The 24,006-nt window shown below is 69.7% G+C and carries 17 protein-coding genes and 1 tRNA gene; 11 read left to right on the forward strand and 7 right to left on the reverse strand.

Annotated features, from left to right (window positions below; genetic code table 11):
• Positions 1–180: 180 nt before the first annotated feature.
• Positions 181–2,478, forward strand: coding sequence for a transglycosylase domain-containing protein (locus tag BW949_RS06950; protein WP_076364382.1), 2,298 nt, complete (start codon positions 181–183; stop codon positions 2,476–2,478).
• A 108-nt stretch (positions 2,479–2,586) separates the two neighbouring features.
• Here BW949_RS06950 and BW949_RS06955 read toward each other — a convergent pair whose 3' ends face one another.
• Positions 2,587–3,180 (reverse strand): MlaC/ttg2D family ABC transporter substrate-binding protein, encoded by a 594-nt coding sequence (locus BW949_RS06955; protein WP_076364384.1) that lies wholly within the window; start codon positions 3,178–3,180, stop codon positions 2,587–2,589.
• The gene (locus tag BW949_RS06960; protein ID WP_235816224.1) at positions 3,170–3,967 is read right to left on the reverse strand and encodes an MlaA family lipoprotein; all 798 of its coding nucleotides are present in this window, start codon (positions 3,965–3,967) and stop codon (positions 3,170–3,172) included. The genes BW949_RS06955 and BW949_RS06960 overlap by 11 nt, the downstream gene beginning before the upstream one ends.
• A gap of 182 nt (positions 3,968–4,149) precedes the next feature.
• On the opposite strand from BW949_RS06960, the gene BW949_RS06965 reads away from it, so the two are divergent.
• Positions 4,150–5,886: a type I secretion system permease/ATPase gene (locus tag BW949_RS06965; RefSeq protein WP_076364385.1), complete on the forward strand. Its 1,737-nt coding sequence runs from the start codon at positions 4,150–4,152 to the stop codon at positions 5,884–5,886.
• A gap of 248 nt (positions 5,887–6,134) precedes the next feature.
• A complete protein-coding gene (locus tag BW949_RS06970; RefSeq protein ID WP_076364897.1) occupies positions 6,135–7,412 on the forward strand; it encodes an HlyD family type I secretion periplasmic adaptor subunit in 1,278 nt (425 codons plus the stop codon).
• 30 nt (positions 7,413–7,442) lie between these two features.
• Here BW949_RS06970 and BW949_RS06975 read toward each other — a convergent pair whose 3' ends face one another.
• Positions 7,443–8,627, reverse strand: a complete 1,185-nt coding sequence (locus BW949_RS06975) for a lytic murein transglycosylase (RefSeq protein ID WP_076364388.1) — start codon at positions 8,625–8,627, stop codon at positions 7,443–7,445.
• A gap of 242 nt (positions 8,628–8,869) precedes the next feature.
• On the opposite strand from BW949_RS06975, the gene BW949_RS06980 reads away from it, so the two are divergent.
• Positions 8,870–9,238 (forward strand): hypothetical protein, encoded by a 369-nt coding sequence (locus tag BW949_RS06980; protein ID WP_076364389.1) that lies wholly within the window; start codon positions 8,870–8,872, stop codon positions 9,236–9,238.
• A 272-nt stretch (positions 9,239–9,510) separates the two neighbouring features.
• Here BW949_RS06980 and BW949_RS06985 read toward each other — a convergent pair whose 3' ends face one another.
• The 3 genes from BW949_RS06985 to BW949_RS06995 all read right to left on the reverse strand — a co-directional run bounded on the left by BW949_RS06985 (position 9,511) and on the right by BW949_RS06995 (position 11,879).
• Positions 9,511–10,620, reverse strand: a complete 1,110-nt coding sequence (locus BW949_RS06985) for a site-specific DNA-methyltransferase (protein ID WP_076364899.1) — start codon at positions 10,618–10,620, stop codon at positions 9,511–9,513.
• A gap of 93 nt (positions 10,621–10,713) precedes the next feature.
• Positions 10,714–11,355: a ribonuclease HII gene (gene rnhB / locus BW949_RS06990; RefSeq protein WP_235816225.1), complete on the reverse strand. Its 642-nt coding sequence runs from the start codon at positions 11,353–11,355 to the stop codon at positions 10,714–10,716.
• 50 nt (positions 11,356–11,405) lie between these two features.
• Positions 11,406–11,879, reverse strand: a complete 474-nt coding sequence (locus tag BW949_RS06995) for a hypothetical protein (RefSeq protein ID WP_076364391.1) — start codon at positions 11,877–11,879, stop codon at positions 11,406–11,408.
• Positions 11,880–12,061: 182 nt separating this feature from the next.
• On the opposite strand from BW949_RS06995, the gene BW949_RS07000 reads away from it, so the two are divergent.
• The 7 genes from BW949_RS07000 to BW949_RS07030 all read left to right on the forward strand — a co-directional run bounded on the left by BW949_RS07000 (position 12,062) and on the right by BW949_RS07030 (position 21,903).
• A complete protein-coding gene (locus tag BW949_RS07000; RefSeq protein ID WP_235816226.1) occupies positions 12,062–12,400 on the forward strand; it encodes a hypothetical protein in 339 nt (112 codons plus the stop codon).
• Positions 12,372–13,094 carry a winged helix-turn-helix domain-containing protein gene (locus BW949_RS07005; protein WP_235816227.1) on the forward strand — a complete coding sequence of 241 codons (723 nt, stop codon included), beginning with the start codon at positions 12,372–12,374 and terminating at the stop codon, positions 13,092–13,094. Before BW949_RS07000 ends, BW949_RS07005 begins: the two co-directional genes overlap by 29 nt.
• 78 nt (positions 13,095–13,172) lie before the next feature.
• On the forward strand, positions 13,173–14,267 hold the full coding sequence (locus tag BW949_RS07010; protein WP_076364393.1) for a carboxynorspermidine decarboxylase: 1,095 nt from the start codon (positions 13,173–13,175) through the stop codon (positions 14,265–14,267).
• 46 nt (positions 14,268–14,313) lie between these two features.
• Complete coding sequence (locus tag BW949_RS07015) at positions 14,314–15,546, forward strand: saccharopine dehydrogenase family protein (protein ID WP_076364395.1); 1,233 nt, start codon at positions 14,314–14,316, stop codon at positions 15,544–15,546.
• A gap of 131 nt (positions 15,547–15,677) precedes the next feature.
• Positions 15,678–15,751 (forward strand) — tRNA-Gly (locus tag BW949_RS07020).
• A 60-nt stretch (positions 15,752–15,811) separates the two neighbouring features.
• Positions 15,812–19,411, forward strand: a complete 3,600-nt coding sequence (locus BW949_RS07025) for a hydantoinase B/oxoprolinase family protein (RefSeq protein ID WP_076364397.1) — start codon at positions 15,812–15,814, stop codon at positions 19,409–19,411.
• 86 nt (positions 19,412–19,497) lie between these two features.
• Entirely contained in the window at positions 19,498–21,903 is a 2,406-nt protein-coding gene (locus tag BW949_RS07030; protein WP_076364399.1) for an ATP-dependent helicase, read from the forward strand.
• Positions 21,904–21,956: 53 nt separating this feature from the next.
• On the opposite strand, the gene BW949_RS07035 is transcribed toward BW949_RS07030, so the two are convergent.
• Complete coding sequence (locus tag BW949_RS07035; RefSeq protein WP_076364401.1) at positions 21,957–23,885, reverse strand: cation:proton antiporter domain-containing protein; 1,929 nt, start codon at positions 23,883–23,885, stop codon at positions 21,957–21,959.
• Between the last annotated feature and the right edge of the window lie 121 nt (positions 23,886–24,006).

A 24,006-nucleotide genomic window follows, 5' to 3' on the forward strand; every position in this document is an offset into this window, starting at 1 on the left:
GGCAGGGGGGCAGGGGGGCGAAAACATGCCGGTATGCACAATTTTTGCACAAAGCGCGCTTTGTGCTTAAATATTGCGCTTCACGAAAACCGAATCGCAGGGCAAACCGGCTCCACATCGTCCCGCGGGGCGTGTAATCTGGCCGGCAAAAGAACGGCCGGAAGGGGCGAGGGCACAGGCATGGCACAACGGGGTGGACGCAAGCCGCCGCTGGTGGCCGAACGGCGGTATCCGGCAGGATCGGCGGGCGGAAAATCGGCACGCGGCGCCGCTTCGGGCGGCAACGGCGGCAAGACACCGCGCAAGCGCACCCGCAAGACGCGCAGCGCGCCGCGCCGGGTGCGGCGGGGGCCCCTGGGCTGGCTCGTGTCGCTGGTCAGCGGCCTCGTGCGGCTGATCCTGCGCCTGAGCTGGGCGGTGGGCTGGCGCGTGGGCGCGGTCACCGCGCTGATCGTCGGTCTGACCAGCTTCTACTTCTACACCCAGCTTCCGCAGGTCACTGCGCTTCTGGATGGCCGCCACCGCGGGTCGGTCACGCTTCTGGACCGCGAGGGCAAGGTCTATGCCTGGCGCGGCGAGACCTTCGGCGGCCAGATCACCGCCGCCAATGTCTCGAAGCATCTCAAGAATGCGGTCATCGCCACCGAGGACCGGCGCTTCTACAACCATTTCGGGGTCAGCCCGCGCGGCATCGCCTCGGCCATCCGCATCAACCTGGCCGAGGGGCGCGGCCCGCTCGAGGGGAACGGCGGCTCGACCATCACCCAGCAGGTGGCCAAGCTGTTGTGCCTGGGCGTGCCCTACGACCCCAAGCAGTGGAAGACCGAGGCCGCCTACGAGGATGACTGCCGTTCGGGCGGGCTCTGGCGCAAGATCAAGGAGATCCCCTTCGCCATCGCCATGGAGGCGAAATATTCCAAGGACGATATCCTGACGATCTATCTCAACCGCGCCTACATGGGCGCGGGCGCGCGCGGCTTCGAGGCCGCCTCGCAGCGCTATTTCGGCAAGTCGGCGGCCAATCTGAACCCGTCCGAGGCGGCGATGCTGGCAGGCCTGCTCAAGGCGCCGTCGCGCTATGCGCCGACGACCAACCTCAAGCGCAGCCAGGACCGCGCGGCGATGGTGCTGAAGCTGATGTCCGATCAGGGCTTCCTGAATGCGGCGCAATATGCCGATGCCCGCGCCCATCCCGCCACGCTGAGCCAGGCCGCGCAGGCCCGCGCAGGCGGTTATTTCGCCGATTGGGTCATGGCTTCGGGGCCGGATTTCCTGACCACCGACACGACCGAGGATGTGGTGATCCGCACCACGCTTGACCAGCGGCTCCAGAAGGCGGCCGAGGACGCGCTGACCGAGATCTTCGAGACCAAGGTCCGCGAGGGCTCGAAGGCCGAGGCCGCCGTGCTGGTGATGTCGGCCGATGGCGCCGTGCGGGCGATGGTCGGCGGGCGTGCCACCCGCGTTTCGGGGGCGTTCAACCGCGCCACCATGGCGCGCCGGCAGACTGGATCGACCTTCAAGCCCTTTGTCTATGCCGCAGCCCTCGACATGGGGATGACGCCCGACAGCGTGGTCGAGGATGCGCCGCTCACGATCAACGTGCGCGGCTCGGGGCCCTGGTCGCCGCAGAACTATTCGAAGACCTATCTGGGCATGACCACCCTGACCGAGGCGCTGGTGCATTCGGCCAATACGGCCACCGTGCGTCTGTCCGAGCGCGTGGGCCGCACCGCGGTGCGCCAGGTCGCGCAGGATTTCGGCTTTGCCTCGGATCTGGCCGACGGGCCGGCGGTGGCGCTGGGGGTGTCGGAATCGACCCTGCTCGAGATGACGGGCGCCTATGCCGGCATCCTCAACGGCGGCTCGTCGGTCCGGCCCTATGGGCTGATCGAATTGCGCATCAAGGGCGATGATCAGCCGCTGATCGGTCAGGCCGGCGGCATGGGCGAGCGGGTGATCTCGGAAAAGGCCGCGCGCGAGCTGATCTACATGATGAACCAGGTGGTCGAACGCGGCACCGGCGGGCGGGCGCGGCTGCCCTCGGGGCGGCCCGCGGCGGGCAAGACCGGCACCACGCAGGCCTCGCGCGATGCCTGGTTCATCGGGTTCACCGCCGATTACGTGACCGGCGTCTGGATGGGCTATGACGACAACACCCCGCTGACCGGCGTCACCGGCGGCGGCTTGCCCGCCGAGATCTGGCGCGAGGTGATGGCGCGGGTCAGCGACGGGCTGCCGATCCGGCCCTTGCCGATGGCCGACCCGTCGGAATGGCGCCGCGTGACGCCCCAGCAGATGGGCTCCGATCCCTTTGGCGCGCCCCGCTACGAGGGGCAGACCTTCTCGTCTGGGGGGGCGCCCGTGCCGCCCGGCCAGGAAGGCGTCGTGTCGCCCGAGGCGGTGGTCCCGCAGGACGAGGAAGCCCTGGCCGACCGCATCCTGCGCGAGGTTCTGGGCACGCTGGGCGCGAACTGACCGCCCGCGGGGCCATGCCCCGCGCCAAGCAGACATGAAAACGCCCGCCGGAAGGCGGGCGTCCTGCATTCTGGGGGGGGCGTTCTGGACGGATCGGGGCGCGGGGGCTCAGACGCGGCCCAGATCGGCGATCAGCGCATCAAGGTTGCCGCGGTTGCGGTCCAGCATCGCGCCGATCTCGGTGCGTTCGGCCGCCAGCATGTTCACGCCCTCGACGATGATGTTGAAGAACAGGTAGCGCCCCGAGCGGTCCGAGACATGCCAGCGCACCTCGAAGGGGGCCTCGCCGCGCAGATGCGCGATGCTCGACACCTCGTAGAAGCTCTTGACCGGGCGAGCGCCCGTGACTTCGAAGCGCGAGCCGATGAACTCGCGGAAGCGCCGGCCGTATTTGTGCGAGATATAGGCGCGGAAGGCCGGGGTGAAGGCGTCGAGCTGCGCGCGCGTGGCCGAGCGCGCCGCCACCCCCAGCGCCGAGCGCGCGATGGTCGGCACATCGGCATAGCGCGAGAAGATGCGCTCGAAGGCCTGATACATCTGCGCTTCCGACCGGCTTGCGGAGATGGCCGCGTTCACCTCGGACAGCGCCGAGTCGATCAGGCGGCGGGCCTCGTTCTCGTTCAGCGCGAGGGCGGGCGCCGGCACGATCAGCGCCGCAGCCGAGGCGGCAAGGATCTGGCGGCGGGTCAGGTTACTGGGCATAGGGATCCTCGTAGGGGTCGATCGCGGCGGCATCCGCGGCCGCCTTGTCCCCGATTTCATGGCGCCGGTTCTGGAGATAGAGCAGCCGCGTCTGCGCATAGCTGTCGGCGCTGTCATAGAGCAGGCCGTCGACCGTCGCGGTGAAGCGATAGCGCGCGTTCAGCTTGTCGGCCACCTTGACCGCCAGAATGCGCCCGGTGTTGGGGGCCTCGGCCACGCGGCCGACGGGGTCCAGCGCCAGGTCGACCACCTTGCCGACGGCGCCGCGCATCGTGGTCGGGCCCAGGACCGGCAGTTCGAGATACGAGCCCTCGCCCGCACCCCAGACGGCCAGCGTCTCGCCGAAATCGGTGTCCGAGGCGGGCAGACCGAAATCCTGGCCGGCGTCGATCAGACCGCCCAGCCCGAACAGCGTGTTGACCGCAAAGCGCAGCGTGGCCCGGCCCGCGGCGTCCAGGTCGCCCTGAAGCAGCCGGTTGACCGCATTGCCCGGGTTGCGCAGGTTCTGCGCCAGGTTCGAGACCGCGATCCGCCCCGGCTCGGGCGTCACCGTGCCATAGATCTGCGCGGCCGGCCGGACCGCGGCGCGATCGAGATGCGTGTTGAACGCATGCATCGTGCGGTTGGTGGGTTCGAGCGGGTCGTCGATCCCCGCGGCCATGTTCGCCGCCCGCGTCGCCGGATCGGCGGCACAGCCGGCCAGGGCCGTGCCCAGGGCCAGCGCGGCCACGGCGGCGCGCAGGGGGTGCCCGGCGGGTTGCAGGGCGGAGGGGCTTGTGCTTTTCACGCGTCTGTCCGGGTCTTGCTGGTGTCGGATGCGCGGCGGACGTGACACGCCGCCTGCGTTGGGCCATATCATGACCGCAACCCGAAGGTAAGGGGGCCTGCCTGCCCAAGACAAGGGCGCCGGGGCGAACTTTCCGCAGGAACGGGCTGCAAACGAGCGAAAGCGGCAGGGGGAAAGGCATCATGCGCAATCCGCAGACAGCGGCGGGACGGGCCGAGCTTGCCGGCGCGCGCAAGGGCATGACCGGCGCGCTGATCGCCGTGGGGGTGTTCTCGGCCGGCGTGAACCTGCTGATGCTGACCGGGCCGATGTTCATGCTTCAGGTCTATGACCGGGTGCTGGGCAGCCAATCGCGCGAGACGCTGGCCGCGCTCTTTGCGCTGGTGGTGTTCCTGTTCCTGATCATGGGCGTGCTGGATTGGGCGCGCGGGCGGATGATGGCGCGGCTGGGCGCGCGGCTCCAGAGCCGCCTTGAGGCGCGCGTCTTCGAGGCGGCGCTGACGCGCAACGGCCAGGCGCCGGGCGACCCGGCTGCGGCGGCGGCGCTGCGCGATCTGGAAGCGGTGCAGAAATTCATGGGTGCGCCGGTGGCCACCGCGCTGTTCGATCTGCCCTGGGCGCCGTTCTTCCTGCTGGCGGTCTTCATCTTTCACCCCTGGCTGGGCTGGGTGGCCACGGCCGGGGGGGCGGTCCTGCTGGCAACGACCTTTCTCAACCAGGCGCTGACGCGCGCCCCGCTGCACAAGGCGACGGCGGCGTCGCTGGCGGCCGAGCGCATGTCCGACAGCCTGCGCGACGAATCCGAGCTGATCGCGGCGCTGGGTATGCGCGGGGCCAGCCTTGCGCGCTGGCGCAAGGTGCGCGGCCAGGCGTTGCGCGCGGCGATCGCGGCCACCGATGTCGGCGGCGGGCTGACCGTCTTCACCCGCAGCTTCCGGCTGTTCCTGCAATCGGCCATCCTGGCGATGGGCGCGCTTCTGGTGCTGCGCGGCGAGGTGACGGCGGGCGCGATGATCGCCTCGTCGATCCTGATGGGGCGCGCGCTGGCTCCGGTCGAGCAGACCATCGCCGGCTGGCCGCTGGTGCAGCGGGCCCAGGAAGGCTGGGCGCGGCTGGCGGTGCTGCTGTCGGCGGTGCCCGCGCCCCAGCCGCGCACCGCGCTGCCACGCCCGCGCGCGCTGATCGAGGCGGCCCAGCTTTCGGTGGTGCCGCCGGGGCAGGGCACGGCAACGCTGCGCATGGTGGGCTTTCGCGTCGACCCCGGTCAGGCGATGGGGGTCATCGGGCCCTCGGGGTCGGGCAAGTCGACGCTGGCGCGCGCCATCTGCGGCGTCTGGCGCCCGGCGGGCGGCTGGATCCGGCTCGATGGCGCCGCGCTCGATCAATACGACCCCGACGTGCTGGGCGGGCTGATCGGCTATCTTCCGCAGAACGTCACCCTCTTCGACGGCACCATCGCCGAGAACATCGCCCGGCTGGCCACGCCCGATCCGCAAAAGGTGGTCGAGGCCGCGCAGAAGGCCGCCGCGCATCGCATGATCCTGGATCTTCCGCAGGGCTATGACACGCCGGTGATGCAGGCGGGCGGGCGCCTGTCGGGCGGGCAGATCCAGCGCATCGGGCTGGCGCGCGCGCTTTATGGCGACCCGGTGATGGTGGTGCTCGACGAGCCCAACGCCAATCTCGACAACGAGGGCAGCCAGGCGCTGAACCTGGCGATCCGGTCGCTCAAGGCGGCGGGGCGGTCGGTGGTGATCATGGCGCACCGTCCCGCCGCGATCGCCGAATGCGATACGCTGATGGTGCTGGAAGGCGGTCTGCGCCGCGCCTTCGGCCCGCGCGACGAGGTGCTGAAATCCATGGTCCAGAACGCCGCAGAGATCTCGCGCTCGGGCGGTGCGGGCGGAGGTGTGACATGAGCCAGACAGGAAACGGCCCCGACGGCGGCGCGCGCAGGGAAAGCGGCGTGCCGGGGCGGCCCGAAAGCGCCCCGCCCGAAAGCGCCCCGCCCGAAAACGCCCCGCCCGACGGCGCCCGCGCCGAAAGAACCCCGCCCGCAGGCGCTGCGCTGGGCCGGATCACGCCGGCGCAGGCCTCGCCCGCCGAGACGGCGCCGTCCCCCGCAGCAGCCGCCGCCCCCGCGGAAGGCGCGGCGCAGGACTGGCCGATGGGCGCCCCCTTGCGCGTGGGGATCGTGGCGCTGGCCGTTCTGGTGCTGGGCTTTGGCGGCTGGGCGGCGGGCACCTCGATCGCGGGGGCGGTGATCGCGCCCGGCGTGGTGCAGGTCGAACAGAGCCGTCAGGTCGTCCAGCACCCCGACGGCGGTGTCGTGGCCCAGATCATGGTCAAGGACGGCGACACGGTTGCCGCGGGCACGCCGCTGATCCGGCTGGACGGCGAACTGCTGCGCTCCGAACTGGCCATCGTCGAGGGGCAGTATTTCGACTTTCTGGCCCGCACTGCGCGGCTCGAGGCCGAGCGCGACGGCCGCGCCGCCCCGGTCTTTCCCGCCGAGCTTCTGTCCGAGGCCCAGGCCCGCCCGGCGCTGGCGCAGGTGATCGCGGGGCAGCGCTCGCTGTTCGTGGCGCGCGCCGAGACGCTGTCGAAGACCCTCGAGCAGCTGGAGCGCCGCCGCGACCAGTCGCTGGCGCAGATCGACGGGATCGAGGCGCAGCTGGCGGCGCTGGCCACCCAGAGCGCGCTGATCGAGAAGGAGCTGACCGACCAGCGGGCGCTTCTGGACAAGGGGCTGGCGCAGGCCAGCCGGGTGCTGTCGCTCGAACGCGAGGCCGCGCGCCTTCAGGGCGAGATCGGCGAGCTGGTCGCCAGCCGCGCCCAGACCCAGGGCCGCATCACCGAGATCGAGCTGGAGGCGCTGCGCCAGAGCAGCTCGCGCCGCGAGGAGGCCGAGACCCAGCTGCGCGACATCGGCTTCCGGCTGCTGGAATTGGCCGAGCGCCGCGCGGCGCTGAAAGGCAAGCTGGACCGGCTGGAGATCCGCGCACCCGTCGCCGGGGTCGTCCTGTCGATGCAGGTGACCACGCCGCGCGCCGTGATCCGCCCCGCCGAGCCCGTGCTCTATATCGTGCCGCAGGACCGGCCGCTGGTGATCGAGGCGCGGGTCTCGACCTTGCATGTCGACGAGATCCGGCCCGGCCAGACCGTGCGCCTGCGCTTTTCGGCGTTTTCCAGCCGCACCACGCCCGAACTGGCCGGCACGCTGACGCGGATCTCGCCCGATGCGCTGACCGAGGAGGCCTCGGGGATGCGCTATTACGCCGCCGAGGTGTCGATCGCGCCCGAGGAGGTCGAGCGTCTGGGCGGGCTGCAACTGGTGCCGGGGATGCCGGTCGAGGTCTATGCCCGCACCGCGTCGCGCAGCCCGCTGGCCTATCTGGTCAAGCCGCTGACCGATTACTTCAACCGCGCCTTCCGCGAAAGCTGAGCGGGGCGCGCCCCCACCGCGCCATGCGTGTCAGAGCCGCGACAGCAGCGCCGCCGTGGGCCAGGCATCGGCCGGCAGGCCCTGCCGCTTCTGTTCGGCCTGAACGGCGGCGCGGGTCCGGGCGCCCAGGATGCCGTCGATCGCGCCCACGTCATGGCCGCGCTGGACAAGCCGCTGCTGGAGCCGCTTGATCCCGGCACCGTCAAGGCCCGTCGCCGGCCGGCCCGGATCATAGATCGGCGCGCCTTCCAGACGGGTGGCGAAATAGGCCGCCGTGGTCACGTAGACCAGCGACTGGTTCCATTCCAGCAGCACGTTGAAGTTGGGATAGGCCATGAAGGCCGGGCCATTGCGCCCCATCGGCAGGAGGATCGCGCCGTTCAGCCCGCGCGCCAGCGCCCCGCTGCGCCCGCGCACGCCGCGGCGCTCCCAATCGGCTACCGCGCGCGGCCGCTCCATCCCGGTCAGCGACCAATCCAGCGTATCGGGCACGACGATTTCCTGAAGCCAGGGCTGGTTCGGCCGCCAGCCGCGTGCGCGCAGCATCGCCGCGCCGCTGTAGAGCGCATCGGGCGCCGAGGTCTTGAGCCGCACATGCCCGTCGCCGTCGCCGTCGCGGCCGTTTCTCAGGATGTCCTCGGGCAGCATCTGCACCTGGCCGATCTCGCCGGCCCAGGCGCCGGTGGTGTCGGGCGTGAAATCGCCCCGCGCCATCAGCGCCATGGCCGAGAACACCTGCGGGCGGAACAGATGCGGCCGGCGGCAATCATGCGCCAGCGTCAGCAGCGCGTCGCGGGTGCGGAAATCGCCCTGCACCGCGCCGTAATCGGTCTCGAGCGCCCAGAACGCCAGCAGCACGCCCCGCGGCACGCCCATCTCGCCTTCGATCCGGTCGAAGGTGGCGCTGTAGCGGCGCGCATTGGCCGCGCCGTTCGTCATCCGGTTCTTGCTGATGATGCGGCGCGAGAAGTCGATGAAATTCATCTGGAACACGCCCTGGGCGCGGTCGGCGCGCAGCACGCGGCTGTCCTGGCGCGCGCCGGCCAGAAAGGCATCGACCGTGGCCGCGGGCAGCCCGCGCGACAGCGCCTCGGCGCGGATGCCCGACAGGAATTGCGCGAAGCTGCCGCCACAGCCGCCGGCCGCCAGGGCAGGGGGGGCGGCAAGGCACAGCAGGGTCGCGGCGGTGGCAAGATGGCGGGGAAATGCGGGCATCGGCTGGGGCTCCGGCTGGGGATCGGGCTGGGGATCGGGCCGGGCGTGGCCCCGGCGGTCAGGCCCGAGCCTACCGCATTTCCGCCCCCGGACAATATCGTGCTGCAAACGCAAAGAAAATTCTGCAACTGCATGGCGTTGCGCGGCTGTCACGGCGCGCGCTGCACCGCCGAAAAGTCGCGGGCTTCACTTGAATTTTACGTTCCCGGCGCCATTGTCGGAGAAGAAGAAGGATCTGCACCATGGAACATATCGCCACTTCCGTCCTGACCGGCATGGATGAAGCGCGGCGCGCCGAATCGCGCCGCCCCAAGAGCCTGCGCGTGGTGGCCGGCAAGCAGACCTATCCCGTCCTGCGCCGCTGGCGCGGGGGCTTTGCGCTTGACGCCGCCGAGGTGACGCAGCTGCGCGGTCTGGTCGATCTCTACGAAGGGCCGCGGCATGTGGCGCAATGCCTGATCACCGCCTCGGAAATCGACGGGGTCGAGCTGATCTGCACCCTCAAGCGCGAAACCGCCGTGGCCCAGGAAGCCGCGCGCGACTTCGCCGAAGGGGATGACCTGGCCGCGGAAATCGACAGCGACGCGCCGCTGATGCTGCGCACCATCTGAAGCCGCCGCCCACGCCCCCGCACGATCCGCGCATCCCGAGGGCCGCGCATCTTGGGGCCGTGCGCCGTCGACCGGCCCTGCCCGCGGGGCGGCCTCTCGCCCCCCTACCACAAGACGCAAAAAGCCCGGCCCGGACATGTCCGGGGCCGGGAAGTCGGGCGGCCCGTCACCACCCGCGGCGGATTGCGGGCAGGTGGCCGTGGACCGCCACGGCACAGCCGTGCGCCGGCACGCCCGCGGAGGGGCGCGCCGCGCGTCAGCCTTGATGGGGATCAGTTGGTGCGCATCTCGGCGCGGATCTGCTGGCGCAGCACGTCGATGGGGACGAATTTCCCGTCGCGGCGGAAATGCCAATAGGTCCAGCCGTTGCACGAGGGCGCGCCTTCGAGATGGGCGCCGACCTGGTGGATCGAGCCCTTCACGTCATTGCCGATCAGCGTGCCATCGGCGCGCACCTTGGCCTTGTAGCGGTTGCCCAGCGAATAGAGCTCCTCGCCGGGGCGCAGCATGCCGCGTTCGACCAGATGGCCGAAGGGCACGCGCGGCTCGGCGCGCTTGGAGCCGGTGACCTCGAGCGCGGAACGGTCGAAGGCGCGCACCCGCGACAGCCGGCGTTCGGCAACCTCGCGGTAGGCGGCTTCGCGCTCGATGCCGATATAGGACCGGCCCAGCATCTTGGCCGCCGCCCCCGTGGTGCCGGTGCCGAAGAACGGGTCCAGCACGACATCGCCGGGATTGGTGGTGCCGACCAGAACGCGATGCAGCAGGCTGAGCGGCTTTTGCGTCGGATGCGCCTTGTCGCCGGCGGCGTCCTTCTCGCGCTCGTGCCCCGAGCAGATCGGCAGCACCCAGTCCGAGCGCATCTGCACGCCCTCGTTGAGCGATTTCAGCGCCTCGTAGTTGAAGGTGTATTTCGATTTCTCGGATTTCGCGGCCCAGATCAGGGTCTCGTGAGCGTTGGTCAGCCGCTTGCCGCGGAAATTCGGCATCGGGTTCGACTTGCGCCAGACCACGTCGTTCAGGATCCAGTAGCCGGCATCCTGAAGCGTGGCGCCGACGCGGAAGATGTTGTGATACGAGCCGATCACCCAGATCGCCCCGTCGGGTTTCAGCAGACGCCGGGCCGCGGCCAGCCAGTCGCGCGTGAACCGGTCATAGGCTTCGAAGCTTGCGAACTGGTCCCAGTGATCGTCCACCGCATCGACGCGCGAATTGTCCGGGCGATGCAGGTCGCCGCGCAATTGCAGGTTGTAGGGCGGATCGGCAAAGATCAGGTCCACGCTGGCCTCGGGAAGGGCCAGCATCTGCTCGATGCAGTCGCCTGCAAGGATCGTGTCAAGCGGAAGCGCCGCGGCGTGGCCGCGCTGGATCGGTTGGTTCATGTCTGCCTCTGTGCCTGCGGCCGATTTTTTGGTGGCCGTCTCGATGTGCACAGGATGAGTCAGACCCGATTCGCCGTCAATTTCTTTTTTGAATCAAGGGGTTGAGATTTCATCTTGATACAAGATGTTGTGCACCGGCTTGAACGAACGCCTATGCGCGGGGGTGACGCCAAGATCTAGCAGCGCCGCCAGATGCGTTTTCGTCGGGTAGCCTGCGTTTTTCTCCCAGCCATAGCCGGGATATTGTTGCGCCAAATCCACCATGATGCGATCGCGCGCCACCTTGGCCAGGATCGAGGCCGCCGCGATCGACAGCACGCGCGCATCGCCCTTGACCACCGCTTCGGCCGAAAGGCCCAGCTCGCGCGGCAGCCGGTTGCCGTCGATCAGGACGTGATCGGGGGGCGTGGCCAGCCCCGCCAGCGCGCGGCGCATGGCCAGGAAGGTGGCCTGGAGGATGTTCAGCCGGTCGATCTCGGCGGGGCTGGCATGGGCCACGCAGCACTCCGCACAGGCGGCAATCTCGGCGGCCAGGGCGTCGCGGCGGGCCGGGCTCAGGGTCTTGGAATCGGCCAGGCCCGCGGGGATGCGCGCGGGGTCGAGGATCACCGCCGCGGCGGTCACCGGGCCGGCCAGCGGGCCGCGGCCCACCTCGTCGACGCCGGCCACGCGGAAAAGGCCGCGGGCATGCGCCGCGGCCTCGAGGGTGTAATCGGGGGTCATGCGGGTGCTCATGCCCGAAGCCTTGCGCCAGCCCGGCGGCGGGCGCAAGCCGCGCGTTCGGCTCAGCGCCGCGCGGTGCGATAGCCGTAATCGCGCAGGCAGTCGGGGCGGTAGACGGTGCTGCGGATACCGTGCCCGTGGCCGCGGCGCACCTCGACCGCGCAGGCGGCGGGCATGTTGCGCACCCCCGAGCGGTAGAGGCAATCGGCCGAGAACACCTGGCTGCGGCCGTGGCGTCCGTCCATCGGGATCAGGCAGGCGCTGGGCAGGCGCTGGCTGTGGCGGCGGTCCCAGCGGTCGTTGCGCCGATCATGGCGGCCGATGTCGCGGCGCGGCGCCGGGGCGGGGGCGACATGGCGGCGGTTGTCGTTGTCGGCGGCGATGGCGGCCAGCGCGGCCGCGCCCAGCACGAAGGTCAGCACGTTGCGGTCATGCTTGCTCATCTCGGCGCTGGCGGTGGCGGGGGTCAGGCTGGCCAGGGCGATGGTGGCGGCGGCAAGGGCGGCGGTCAGGCGGCGGGAAATGGTCAGGGTCATCGTCGTGTCTCCGGTTGGGGCCGTGCGGTCCGGGGGTGTGGGGCAAGCGCGGCGTTCTCGATGCCCTGACCCTGGCCGCCGGGGCCCCTGACGGGCAATATCAGCCCCCCGCTATCCGATAACATGCCCCCCAAACCCCTGTTGCTATTGAATATCGGCGCCACTGCGCGCAGCATGGGCCCATGCGACACCATCCCCCTTCCCATCCCCGGTCCGCCCGCCTGACCCCCGTCCTTGCGCTGGGTCTTGCGGTGGCCATGACCGCGCTGGCCGCGCCCGCGGCGCAGGCCGAATGCTATGCCGATTACAAGGCCAAGGAGGCGGGCTCGGGCGCGCTCAAGCTGCATTACGGTGTGGCGCGCGTGCCCGACAGCGCCTGTTCCCCGCAGGCGGCCGCGGCCCAGCTCGGCCCGCGTCTGGCGCGCGGGGGCTGGGTGCTTCTGAACGTGGTGTCGGTCTTCGGCCCCGAGGGACTTGCACAGAGGAAGGCCAGTGCCGGACCCTATTTCCTCCGCTTCTGAGATCTCGCGCGCCAGCGAGGCATTGCGCACCGGCTCGCGGGCGGTGATCTTTGGCGTGCTGGGCATCGTGCTGGCGCTGGGCGCGGCGGGGGCGGGGCTGTTCCTGTCGCTGCCCGATGCCAATGCCTTCAACGCCCGGATCGAACGCCTCTTCATCGAGAACGACGCGCTGACCTCGGCCGGCGAGATCCGCCTGCTCGAGATCCTGGCGCAATCGGGCACGGTCTTTTCCGAGGTGCTGACCTCGTATCGGATGATCATCTTCATCCTGCTGGTCTTTGCCACGGCGCTTCTGGTCGCGGCGCTGGTGCTTTTGGTGATGATCGTCACCCTCAACCGCCGCATGGGCGAGATCCGCCGCGCCGGGATCGAGGTGCGCGCGCTCAAGGTGCTGCGCGCCGAGAACGCGGTGATGCTCAACGACATGAGCTTCACCCTGACGCCGGCAGCCATCGAGACGCTGGCCGCGCTGGCCGAGGCGCGGCTGGATGACGAATTCCTGACCGGGGCCGAGCTTGAGGCGGTGATCTCGGGCAAATCCGCCGCCGATTGCGACGAGGCGGCGGGGGCGACGCGAATCAAGCGGTTGCGCGACGGGCTGGGAAATCAGCTGATTGCCGAACTGCTTGTCAGAAATGTTGCACGAAAGGGCTATACGCTCGCCGTCGCCCGGGATGCGATCCGCGTTCTCTGAGTTTTCCTTGCGAAGCAGGGGGGGCACGCCTATACGGCGGGCCTTGTTCCATTCACGCCGCAGACCCGGAGGGGCGCCATGCTCGAGACACCCTTCTACCTGATCGACCTGGCCGCGCTGACCCGCAACATGGAGCGCGTGGCCGAGTTGCGCGCCGCCTCGGGGGCGCGGGCGCTTCTGGCGCTCAAGTGCTTTGCCACCTGGTCGGCCTTTGACACGATGCGTCCCTATATGGACGGCACGACGTCGTCGTCGCTGTTCGAGCTGCGACTGGGGCGCGAGAAATTCGGCGGCGAGACCCATGCCTATTCGGTGGCCTGGGCCGAGCACGAGATCGACGAGGCCGTGGGCTACGCCGACAAGATCATCTTCAACTCGCTGGGTCAGCTTGACCGCTTCGGCGACCGCGCCAGGGGCATCGCCCGCGGGCTGCGGCTGAACCCGCGTTTCTCGACCAGCGGCTTCGACCTGGCCGACCCCGCGCGGCCCTTCTCGCGGCTGGGCGAATGGGACGTGAGCCGGATCGAACCCATGCTGGGCGCCATCTCCGGCGTGATGATCCATTACAATTGCGAGAATGACGACTTTGACCTGTTCGACCGGCAACTGACCCGGATCGAGGAGGAATTCGCCCCGATCCTGTCGCGGCTGGATTGGGTCAGCCTGGGCGGCGGCATCCATTTCGCGGCCCCTGGCTATCCGCTGATGCGCCTGGCCGCGCGGCTCAAGGCGTTTGCGCAGAAATTCGGCGTTCAGGTCTATCTCGAACCGGGCGAGGCCTCGGTGACGCAGTCGACCACGCTCGAGGTCAGCGTGCTCGACGTGATGGAGAACGGGCGCCAGCTGGCCATCGTCGATGCCTCGATCGAGGCGCATATGCTCGACCTGCTGATCTACCGCGAAAGCGCCAAGCTGCCGCAGGACGGGGCGCATGAATTCATGATCTGCGGCAAGTCCTGCCTGGCCGGCGACATCTTCGGCACCGGCCGCTTTGCCGCGCCGCTGAAGGTGGGCGACCGCCTCTCGATCGCCGATGCGGGCGGCTACACGATGGTCAAGAAGAACTGGTTCAACGGCGTGGCCATGCCCGCCATCGCGCTGCGCGGCCCCGACGGCACCATCCGCCCGGTTCGCGTGTTCGGCTACGAGGATTACGCCTCGAGCCTGTCCTGAGGGCGAAAGCCCCTTCCCTGTCTGGCAAGCAAAGGAGACAGCCGAAGTGAAACGGAACGTGCTGATCATCGGTGCGGGCGGCGTGGCCCAGGTGGTTGCGCATAAATGTGCGCAGAACAATGACATCCTGGGTGACCTGCATATTGCCTCGCGGACGATCTCCAAATGCGAGGCCATCATCGATTCGGTGCGCGCGAAGAACGCGATGAAGGTGCCGGGGCTGTTCGAGGCCCATGCCGTGGACGCGATGGAACCCAGCGCCGTTGCCGCGCTGATCCGCCAGACCGGGGCGCAGATCGTCATCAACGTGGGCTCGGCCTTCGTCAACATGTCGGTGCTTTCGGCCTGTATCGAGACCGGCGCGGCCTACATGGACACCGCCATTCACGAAGACCCGACCAAGATCTGTGAAGCCCCGCCGTGGTATGGCAACTACGAATGGAAGCGCCGCGAGGAATGCCGCTCGGCCGGCGTCACGGCGATCCTGGGCGTGGGCTTCGATCCGGGCGTGGTCAATGCCTATGCGCGGCTGGCCGAGGATGAATTCCTCGACACGATCGACAGCATCGACATCGTGGACATCAACGCCGGCTCGCACGGGCGCTGGTTTGCCACCAACTTCGACCCCGAGATCAACTTCCGCGAATTCACCGGCACGGTCTGGTCCTGGCAGCAGGGCGCCTGGCAGTCGAACAAGATGTTCGAGGTGGGCCGCGAATGGGATCTGCCCGTGGTCGGCACGCAGAAGGCCTATATGACCGGCCACGACGAGGTGCATTCGCTTTCGGCGCGCTATCCGCAGGCCGATGTGCGCTTCTGGATGGGCTTTGGCGATCATTACATCAACGTCTTCACCGTGCTGAAGAACCTTGGCCTGCTGTCCGAGCAGCCCGTGACCACCGCCGAAGGGCTCGAGGTCGTGCCGCTCAAGGTGGTCAAGGCGGTGCTGCCCGACCCCTCGAGCCTGGCGCCCGATTACACCGGCAAGACCTGCATCGGCGATCTGGTCAAGGGCACCAAGAACGGCAAGCCGGCCGAGGTGTTCCTCTACAACGTCGCCGACCACAAGGACGCCTACAACGAGGTGGGCAGCCAGGGCATTTCCTACACTGCCGGCGTGCCGCCGGTGGCCGCCGCGATCCTGATCGCGCGCGGGGATTGGGACATCGGTCACATGGTCAATGTCGAGGAACTGCCCGTGCGCGGCTTCCTTGAACTGCTGGGCGAGATGGGCCTGCCCTCGCGCGTGCGCGACGCCGAGGGCGATCGCCCGATCTGAGCGCGGGCGCAACGCCCGACCCTTTCGACGGGCGCCTTGCGGGGCGCCCGTTTTCCGTTTCACCGCGCCCCCCATTTGCCGCGGCAAAGGCTTGACCGGGCGGCCGGTCTGCCCTAACTGTCTGCCCGCGCGCGGGTATGGTGTAGTGGTAGCGCCTCAGCCTTCCAAGCTGATGGGGCGGGTTCGATTCCCGCTACCCGCTCCAGTCTCCTCCCGACATGTTCCGCGGTCCGGCGCGGTCCGCTTCACCAGCAAGGGGGGGCACATGTCCGGGGCCTGGGAATTCTGGATCGACCGCGGCGGCACCTTCACCGATATCGTGGCGCGCACGCCAGGGGGCGATCTGCGCACCGCCAAGCTTCTGTCCGACGCGCCCGAGCAATACGCCGATGCCGCCGTCGAGGGGATCCGCCGCCTGCTGGGGCTGGCGCCCCACGATCCGCTGCCGCGCGACGCGATCGCCTCGGTCAAGATGGGCACGACGGTCGCCACCAACGCGCTGCTGGAGCGGCGCGGCGCGCGGGTGCTGCTGCTGAGCACCGAAGGCTTTGGCGACCTGCTCGAGATCGGCTATCAGGACCGCCCGCAGCTCTTCGATCTCGAGATCCGGCGCCCCGGCGTTCTTTACGAACGCGTGGCCGAGATCCCAGGCCGGCTGGCCGCGGATGGCACCGAGATCGCGCCGCTGGACGAAGACGCGCTGCGTGCCGCGCTGGAGGCGGCGCGTGCGGCGGGGATCGAGGCCGTCGCCATCGGCTTCATGCATGCCTGGATCAACCCCGCGCACGAGCGCCGCGCCGCAGATCTGGCGCGCGCGGCGGGGTTTGCGCAGGTCTCGGCCAGCCACGAGGCCAGCCGCCTGATCCGGCTGGTGGCGCGGGCGGGAACGGCGGTGGCCGATGCGTGCCTGTCGCCGGTGCTGGGGGCGCATGTGGCGCGGGTGGCACGCGCGCTCGATCTGGGGCCGGGGCAGCTTCTCTTCATGCAATCGACCGGCGGGCTGACGGAAGCGGCGCGCTTTTCGGGGCGCGACGCGATCCTGTCGGGCCCGGCGGGGGGCATCGTCGGCATGGCGCGCACGGCGCGCGCATCGGGGTTCGAGCGCGTGATCGGCTTTGACATGGGCGGCACCTCGACCGATGTCAGCCATTTCGCCGGCCAGTACGAACGCCTGTTCGAGACCGAGATCGCCGGCATCCGCCTGCGCCGGCCGATGCTCGACATTCACACCGTGGCGGCGGGGGGCGGGTCGCTCCTGACCTTCCGCGACGGCCGTCTTCAGGTGGGCCCCGAAAGCGCGGGCGCCAATCCGGGGCCGGTGGCCTATCGCCGCGGCGGGCGGCTGGCGGTCACCGATGCCAATGTGCTTCTGGGCCGGCTTCTGCCCGATCATTTCCCGGCCGTCTTCGGCCCCGCGGGCGATCAGCCGCTTGACCGCGATGCGGTGCGCGCGGCCTTTGCCGATCTGGCGGCCGAAGTGGGCGCCGCCACCGGCCGGCCGCTTTCCCCCGAGGCCCTGGCCGAAGGGTTCCTCGAGATCGCGGTGAGCAACATGGCCCATGCGATCCGCCGCATCTCGGTCGAGCGGGGCCACGACCTGACCGGCTATGCGCTGCAATGTTTCGGCGGCGCGGGCGGGCAGCATGCCTGCGCCGTGGCCGAGGCGCTGGGCATGACCCGCGTGATCCTGCATCCCTTTGCGGGCGTCTTGTCGGCCTATGGCATGGGGCTGGCCGATCTGTCCGAAACCCGCGAAATCCAGGCCGATTGCGCGCCCGAAGACCCCGATCTGCCCGCCCGGATCGACGCGCTTCTGGCCGAGGCGCGCGCGGCCCTGATCGCCCAGCATGTCCCCGCTGCCGCGATCCGCCTGCGCGCCGAGGCCCATCTGCGCTACGAGGGCGCGCATCAGGCGCTGCCGGTGCCCTTCGGCCCCCCCGCGGCGATGCGGGCAGAGTTCGAGACCGCCCATCGCGCGCGCTTCGGCTATCTTGACCCCGACCGCGCGATCCGCGTCGAGATGCTGGGCGTCGAGGCTGCGGGCGGCGCGGCCGATCTGCCGCCCCCGGCCCCCGAGACGCCCTATGCCCCCGCGCCGCTGGGCCGGACGCAGGTGCATTTCGGCGGCTGGATCGCGGCGCAGGTCTTTGCCCGCGCCGATCTTCTGCCCGGCGCGCGTCTTGCCGGGCCGGCCGTCATCACCGAAGCCACCGGCACGACGCTGGTCCTGCCGGGCTGGCGCGCGCGGGTCGACGGGCAGGGGATGCTGATCCTCGAACGCGACGGATTGGCCGGGCAGGGGGCGGACGCGAACGCGCCCGGCCTGCCGCGGCGCCCCGATCCCGATCCGGTCACGCTCGAGGTGATGGCGCGCCTCTTCATGGCCGTGGCCGAGGAAATGGGCGCGGCACTGGCCAACACGGCCTGGTCGGTCAACATCAAGGAACGGCTGGATTTTTCCTGCGCGATCTTCGATGGCGCGGGTAATCTGGTCGCCAATGCGCCGCATGTGCCGGTGCATCTGGGCTCGATGTCGGCGGCCATCGGCGCGGTGATCGCGGCGCATGGGGCCACCGCCCAGCCGGGCGACGCCTATGTGATGAACTCGCCCTATCAGGGCGGAACGCATCTGCCCGATGTCACCGTGGTCAGCCCGGTGTTCCTGGACGGGCGCCTGGCCTTCTGGCTGGGCGCGCGCGGCCATCACGCCGATATCGGCGGGCGCACGCCGGGCTCCTGTCCGCCCGACAGCCGCGACATTGCCGAGGAAGGCGTGTTGATCCCGATCACGCCGCTGATGCGCGCGGGCCGCTTCGACGAGGCGGGGATGTCGGCGCGCCTGCGGGCGGGGCCTTGGCCCGCGCGGGCCGTGGCGCAGAACATCGCCGATCTGAAGGCGCAGGTCGCCGCGACCGAGGCCGGGCGGCGCGCGCTGGAACGGGCCGCGGCCGAATGGGGGGTGGGGCGCCTGATCGCCTATGCCGGCCATGTGCAGGACAATGCCGAAGCCCTGGTCCGTGACCGTCTGCGCCAGGTCGCGGATGCGCGCTTCACCCTGCCGCTCGATGCCGGGCGCCGGATCGCGGTGGCGATCACCGTCGACCGCAACACCGGCACGGCCTGCATCGACTTTTCCGGCACCAGCCCGCAATCCGACACCAATTTCAACGCCCCCGAGGCGATCACGCGCGCGGTCGTGCTCTATGTGCTGCGCCTTCTGGTGGGCAAGCCGATCCCGCTCAACGACGGCTGCCTGCGCCCGGTGCGCCTGATCGTGCCCGAAGGCTCGATCCTGGCGCCGCGCCCGCCCGCCGCCGTCATCGCCGGCAACACCGAGGTCTCGCAGGCGCTGGCCAATGCGCTTCTGGGGGCGCTGGGGGCGATGGCGGCCTCGCAGGGGACGATGAACAATTTCACCTGGGGCAATGCCGCCTTCCAGAACTATGAGACCATCGGCGGCGGCACCGGCGCGGGCCCCGGTTTCGCGGGCTGCGCGGGCGTGCAGAGCCACATGACCAACACCCGCATGACCGACCCCGAGGTTCTTGAGGCCCGCTTTCCCGTCCGTCTGGAACGGCTGGCCTTCCGGCGCGGCTCGGGCGGGGCGGGGCGCTGGCCGGGGGGCGACGGTCTCTGCCGCCGGTTGCGCTTTCTCGAACCCGTCACGGTCACGCTTCTGACCGGCGCGCGCGAGGTGGCGCCCTTCGGCGGGGACGGCGGCGGGCCCGGCGCGGTGGGGATCAACCGCATCCTGTGGCCCGATGGCCGCGTCGAGGTGCTGGCCGGTCACGCCATGGCCGAGCTGCCCGCCGGCGCCGCGGTCGAGATCGAAACGCCCGGCGGCGGCGGCTGGGGCGCGCCCTGAGGGGGGCGCGCACAAAGCCGCGCGCGGGCCGAACATTCACAGAACATGGGCTTTCCCTCCGCCCCTGCCTTGGGTAATCTGACGCCATGACCGATCCCCGCGATCCCGATTTCCCCGCACCGCCGCCGCCCGCTCCGGGCGGGGGGCTGGCTGCCCGCGCCATGGCCGCGCGCCCGATGCCGTATCTTGACGGGCTGAACCCCGCGCAGCGCGCCGCGGTCGAGGCGCTGGACGGACCCGTCTTGATGCTGGCCGGCGCCGGCACTGGCAAGACGCGCGCCCTGACCGCGCGGATCGCGCATCTTCTGGTGATGGGCAAGGCCTACCCCAGCCAGATCCTGGCCGTGACCTTCACCAACAAGGCCGCGCGCGAGATGAAGCACCGCATCGGCGGGCTTCTGGGCGAAACCGTCGAGGGCATGCGCTGGCTGGGCACCTTTCACGCCATCTGTGTCAAGATGCTGCGCCGGCATGCCGAACTGGTGGGGCTCAAGTCGAATTTCACCATCCTCGACACTGACGACCAGATCCGCCTGCTCAAACAGGTGATCCTGGCCGCGGGCATGGATGAAAAACGCTGGCCTGCCCGCCAGTTGGCAGGCCTCATCGACGGCTGGAAGAACCGCGCGCTGGCGCCGGCGCAGGTGCGCGGGGCCGATGCCGCGGCCTTCGGCAACCGCGGATCGGAGCTTTACGCCGCCTATCAGGAACGGCTGCTGACGCTGAACGCGGTGGATTTCGGGGATCTGCTGCTGCACATGGTCACCATTCTGCGCGATCACCCCGACGTCCTGGCCGAATACCACCGCAAGCTGCGCTATATTCTGGTGGACGAGTATCAAGATACCAACGTCGCGCAATATCTCTGGCTGCGGCTGCTGGCGCAGGGGCATCGCAATGTCTGCTGCGTGGGCGACGACGACCAGTCCATCTATGGTTGGCGCGGCGCCGAGGTGGGCAACATCTTGCGGTTCGAGAAGGACTTTCCCGGCGCGCAGGTCATCCGCCTGGAACAGAACTACCGCTCGGGGCCGCATATCCTGGCCGCGGCCTCGGGGCTGATCTCGGCCAATTCCGGGCGGCTGGGCAAGACGCTCTGGACCGCCGAGACCGAGGGCGAGAAGGTCCGCCTGATCGGCCATTGGGACGGCGACGAGGAAGCCCGCTGGATCGGCGACGAGATCGAGGCCCTGGCCCGCGGCGACCGCGCGCCGGGTCGTGTGGGGCTGGACGGCCAGGCGATCCTGGTGCGCGCCAGCCACCAGATGCGCGCCTTCGAGGACCGCTTCCTGACCATCGGCCTGCCCTATCGCGTCATCGGCGGCCCGCGCTTTTACGAACGCCTCGAGATCCGCGACGCGATGGCCTATTTCCGGCTGGCGGTCTCGCCCGCCGATGATCTGGCCTTCGATCGCATCTACAACACGCCCAAGCGCGGCCTGGGCGAGAAGGCCCGGCAGACGATCCAGCACATCGCCCGCGACGCCGGGGTCAGCCTGCTGGACGGGGCGGCGCTGGCGGTGCAATCGGGTGCGATCAAGGGCAAGGGGGCGGCGGCGCTGCGCCTTCTGGTCGAGCAGCTGGCGCGCTGGCATGCGGCGGTCCTGTCCGGGGTCTCGCATATCGAGATCGCCGAGGCGATCCTGGACGAATCCAGCTATACCGCCATGTGGCAGGCCGATCCCGCCCCCGAGGCGGCGGGCCGGCTCGAGAACCTCAAGGAACTGATCAAGGCGCTGGAAGGTTTCGACAATCTTCAGGGGTTTCTCGAACATGTCGCGCTGATCATGGACAACGAGACCGAGACCGACGAGGCAAAGGTCTCGATCATGACGCTGCATGCGGCCAAGGGGCTGGAGTTTCCGGTCGTGTTCCTGCCCGGCTGGGAGGACGGTCTCTTCCCCAGTCAGCGCGCGATGGACGAAAGCGGGCTGCGCGGCCTCGAGGAGGAGCGCCGCCTGGCCTATGTGGGCATCACCCGCGCCGAGCGGCTGTGCACCATCACCTTTGCCGGGAACCGCCGGCTTTACGGCCAATGGCAATCCGCGCTGCCCTCGCGCTTCATCGACGAATTGCCCGAGGATCACGTCGAGGTGCTGACCCCGCCCGGTCTCTATGGCGGGGGCTATGGGGCCGCCGGCATGGCCTTCGGGCGCGCGCTGGGCAACGCGGGCGACAGCACGCTGGAAACCCGCGCCGCGCGGGCCGATGCCTATAATTCCCCCGGCTGGCAGCGGATGGCCGGCGCCGCCGCCAAGGCCACGACGCGCCCGCTCTCCACCCCGCGCGAGGCCCGCGGCCTTGTCATCGACGCCCAGGCCGCGGCGGCCTTCGACACCGGCGCGCGGGTCTTTCACCAGAAATTCGGCTATGGCACCGTGACCGGCGCCGAGGGCGACAAGCTGTCCATCCACTTTGACAAGGCCGGCGACAAGCATGTCGTCGCGCGGTTTCTGGTGGCGGCCGAGGATGCGGGCGACGTGTCCTTCTGAGGGCGCCGCCGACCTTGCCCGTCGACCTTTCCCGCCGGGGTCCGCCGCGGCCCTCAGCTTGCGGCGGAGTCCTTCTTGACCTCGGCCTCGGGCGTCAGCGACCCTGACAGCGTCACCTCGCTCACCCTGTCATCCTTGTGCTGGGTGCCCTTGCGCTGCCCGCCGGGGCGAACCGCGCTCAGCGCAGTTTCCAGCTCGCGGTTCAGCGCATGGGCCAGCGCCATGTATTCGGGGTTGTCCTCGATCTTGACGCCGGGCTTCCAGACGCGGGCCAGGTCGCGCATCGCGCTCTGATCCACCTTGTCGAACAGCCGTTCGGCCTCGGCGGCCTCATAATCGCTCAGCCCGCAATGCTCGATCACATGGCGCGCGGCGCGCAGGCTGGAATCGAAGACCTCGCGCACGATGTCGTCGGCGCCCGCGCGATACAGCTCGAACACATGCACCCGGTCGCGCGCGCGGGCCACGATGTAAAGATCGGGGCGGATGCGCCGGGCATAGGCGACAAGCTTGGTTGCCGCCTCCGCATCGCCCAGGCAGACGACCAGCACGCGCGCCGTCTCGATCCCGGCCGAGGCCAGAAGCTCGGGGCGCGTGGGGTCGCCGAAATAGGCCTTGAAACCGAAACGGCGCATCTGCTGCACGGCCTTCAGATCATGGTCCAGAACCGTGGTGCGAAAGCCCGAGACCGTGACCATCCGGTTCACCGCCTGCCCGAAACGGCCCATGCCGGCAATGATGACGGGGTGCTGTTCGTCGATCTCGTCCTCGTCGGGCTGGGCGGTGCCGGCACGTTTCATCCGCCGCGCCAGCAGCTCGTGGGCGATGAAGAGCGCGGGCGTGATCAGCATCGACAGCGCCACGACCAGGTTGGCCATCTGCGCGATCGAGCTGGGCAGGATGCGCTGGCCCGCGGCAAAGGCGATCAGCACGAAGGCAAACTCGCCCGCCTGTGCCAGGCCCAGCGTGAACAGCCAGCGGTCCTCGGCCTTCAGGCCGAAGGCGCGCGCCAGGATATAGAGGATCACGACCTTGATCCCGACAAGGCCCAGCACATAGACCGGCAACAGGACCGGCGCCGCGAAGAAACCCGAGAAATCCATCCCCGCGCCGACGGTGATGAAGAAGAGGCCCAGCAGCAGGCCCTTGAAGGGCTCGATCGAGGCCTCGAGTTCGTGCTTGAATTCGCTGTCGGCCAGCATCACGCCGGCAAGGAATGTCCCCAGCGCGGGCGACAGCCCCACCATCAGCATCAGCGATGCGATCCCCACCACGATGACCAGCGCCATCGCGGTGTTGACCTCGCGCAGGCGGGCCATCTGGGCAAAGCGGAAGAGCGGCCGCACCAGGAAATGCCCGGCCAGAACCGCGCCCGCCACGGCCCCCAGCGTGACCAGCGTCACCCCCCAGGCCGGCAGGCCCTCGATCAGGTGGCCGCCGTGTTCGGCCCCGGCGACCGCGCGCGCGCCCGGCAGCGCGAGGAAGGGCAGCAGCGCCAGCATCGGGATGACGGCGATGTCCTGGGCCAGAAGCACCGAGAAGGCCGCGCGCCCGCCCGGTGTGCTCATCAGTTTCTTTTCGCTCAGCGTTTGCAGGACGATGGCGGTCGAGGACAGCGAGAAGATCATCCCCATGGCCAGCGCCGCGCGCCAGTCGGGGTTGAAGACCATGGCCGACACGAAGACCGCCGCCAGCGTGATCAGCACCTGCAACCCGCCCAGCCCGATCAGCTTGTCGCGCATGGCCCAGAGCGCGCGGGGCTCCAGCTCCAGCCCGATCAGGAACAGCATCATCACCACGCCGAATTCCGCGACATGACGCAATTCGTTCATCTCGGTGCCGACAAGGCCGAAGACCGGCCCGATCAGCAGGCCCACCACCAGATAGCCCAGCACCGAGCCCAGGCCCAACCTTTGCGCGATCGGCACCGCGACGACGATCGCCATGAGGTAGAGCGTGGCCTGGTAGAGAAAGCTGTCCATCCGTCGGGGTCCGTTCGCATGACTGGGCGACAGACAAATGCTCCGGCGCGCAGGGCAGGCCGGGAAGGGCACGGCTGTCGGGGTGCGGCGCCACCCTAGCGATCAGGCCCCGCCCCGCAAG

The organism is Phaeovulum vinaykumarii, from assembly GCF_900156695.1.
GTDB lineage: Bacteria > Pseudomonadota > Alphaproteobacteria > Rhodobacterales > Rhodobacteraceae > Bieblia_A > Bieblia_A vinaykumarii.

Excerpts from the sequence above, each read along its gene's own strand:
- BW949_RS06950 (WP_076364382.1), top strand. The coding sequence starts at position 181 with ATGGCACAACGGGGTGGACGCAAGCCGCCGCTGGTGGCCGAACGGCGG.
- BW949_RS06955 (WP_076364384.1), bottom strand. The coding sequence starts at position 3,180 with ATGCCCAGTAACCTGACCCGCCGCCAGATCCTTGCCGCCTCGGCTGCG.
- BW949_RS06965 (WP_076364385.1), top strand. The coding sequence starts at position 4,150 with ATGCGCAATCCGCAGACAGCGGCGGGACGGGCCGAGCTTGCCGGCGCG.
- BW949_RS06970 (WP_076364897.1), top strand. The coding sequence starts at position 6,135 with ATGGGCGCCCCCTTGCGCGTGGGGATCGTGGCGCTGGCCGTTCTGGTG.
- BW949_RS06975 (WP_076364388.1), bottom strand. The coding sequence starts at position 8,627 with ATGCCCGCATTTCCCCGCCATCTTGCCACCGCCGCGACCCTGCTGTGC.
- BW949_RS06980 (WP_076364389.1), top strand. The coding sequence starts at position 8,870 with ATGGAACATATCGCCACTTCCGTCCTGACCGGCATGGATGAAGCGCGG.
- BW949_RS06985 (WP_076364899.1), bottom strand. The coding sequence starts at position 10,620 with ATGAACCAACCGATCCAGCGCGGCCACGCCGCGGCGCTTCCGCTTGAC.
- rnhB (WP_235816225.1), bottom strand. The coding sequence starts at position 11,355 with ATGAGCACCCGCATGACCCCCGATTACACCCTCGAGGCCGCGGCGCAT.
- BW949_RS06995 (WP_076364391.1), bottom strand. The coding sequence starts at position 11,879 with ATGACCCTGACCATTTCCCGCCGCCTGACCGCCGCCCTTGCCGCCGCC.
- BW949_RS07000 (WP_235816226.1), top strand. The coding sequence starts at position 12,062 with ATGCGACACCATCCCCCTTCCCATCCCCGGTCCGCCCGCCTGACCCCC.
- BW949_RS07010 (WP_076364393.1), top strand. The coding sequence starts at position 13,173 with ATGCTCGAGACACCCTTCTACCTGATCGACCTGGCCGCGCTGACCCGC.
- BW949_RS07025 (WP_076364397.1), top strand. The coding sequence starts at position 15,812 with ATGTCCGGGGCCTGGGAATTCTGGATCGACCGCGGCGGCACCTTCACC.
- BW949_RS07030 (WP_076364399.1), top strand. The coding sequence starts at position 19,498 with ATGACCGATCCCCGCGATCCCGATTTCCCCGCACCGCCGCCGCCCGCT.
- BW949_RS07035 (WP_076364401.1), bottom strand. The coding sequence starts at position 23,885 with ATGGACAGCTTTCTCTACCAGGCCACGCTCTACCTCATGGCGATCGTC.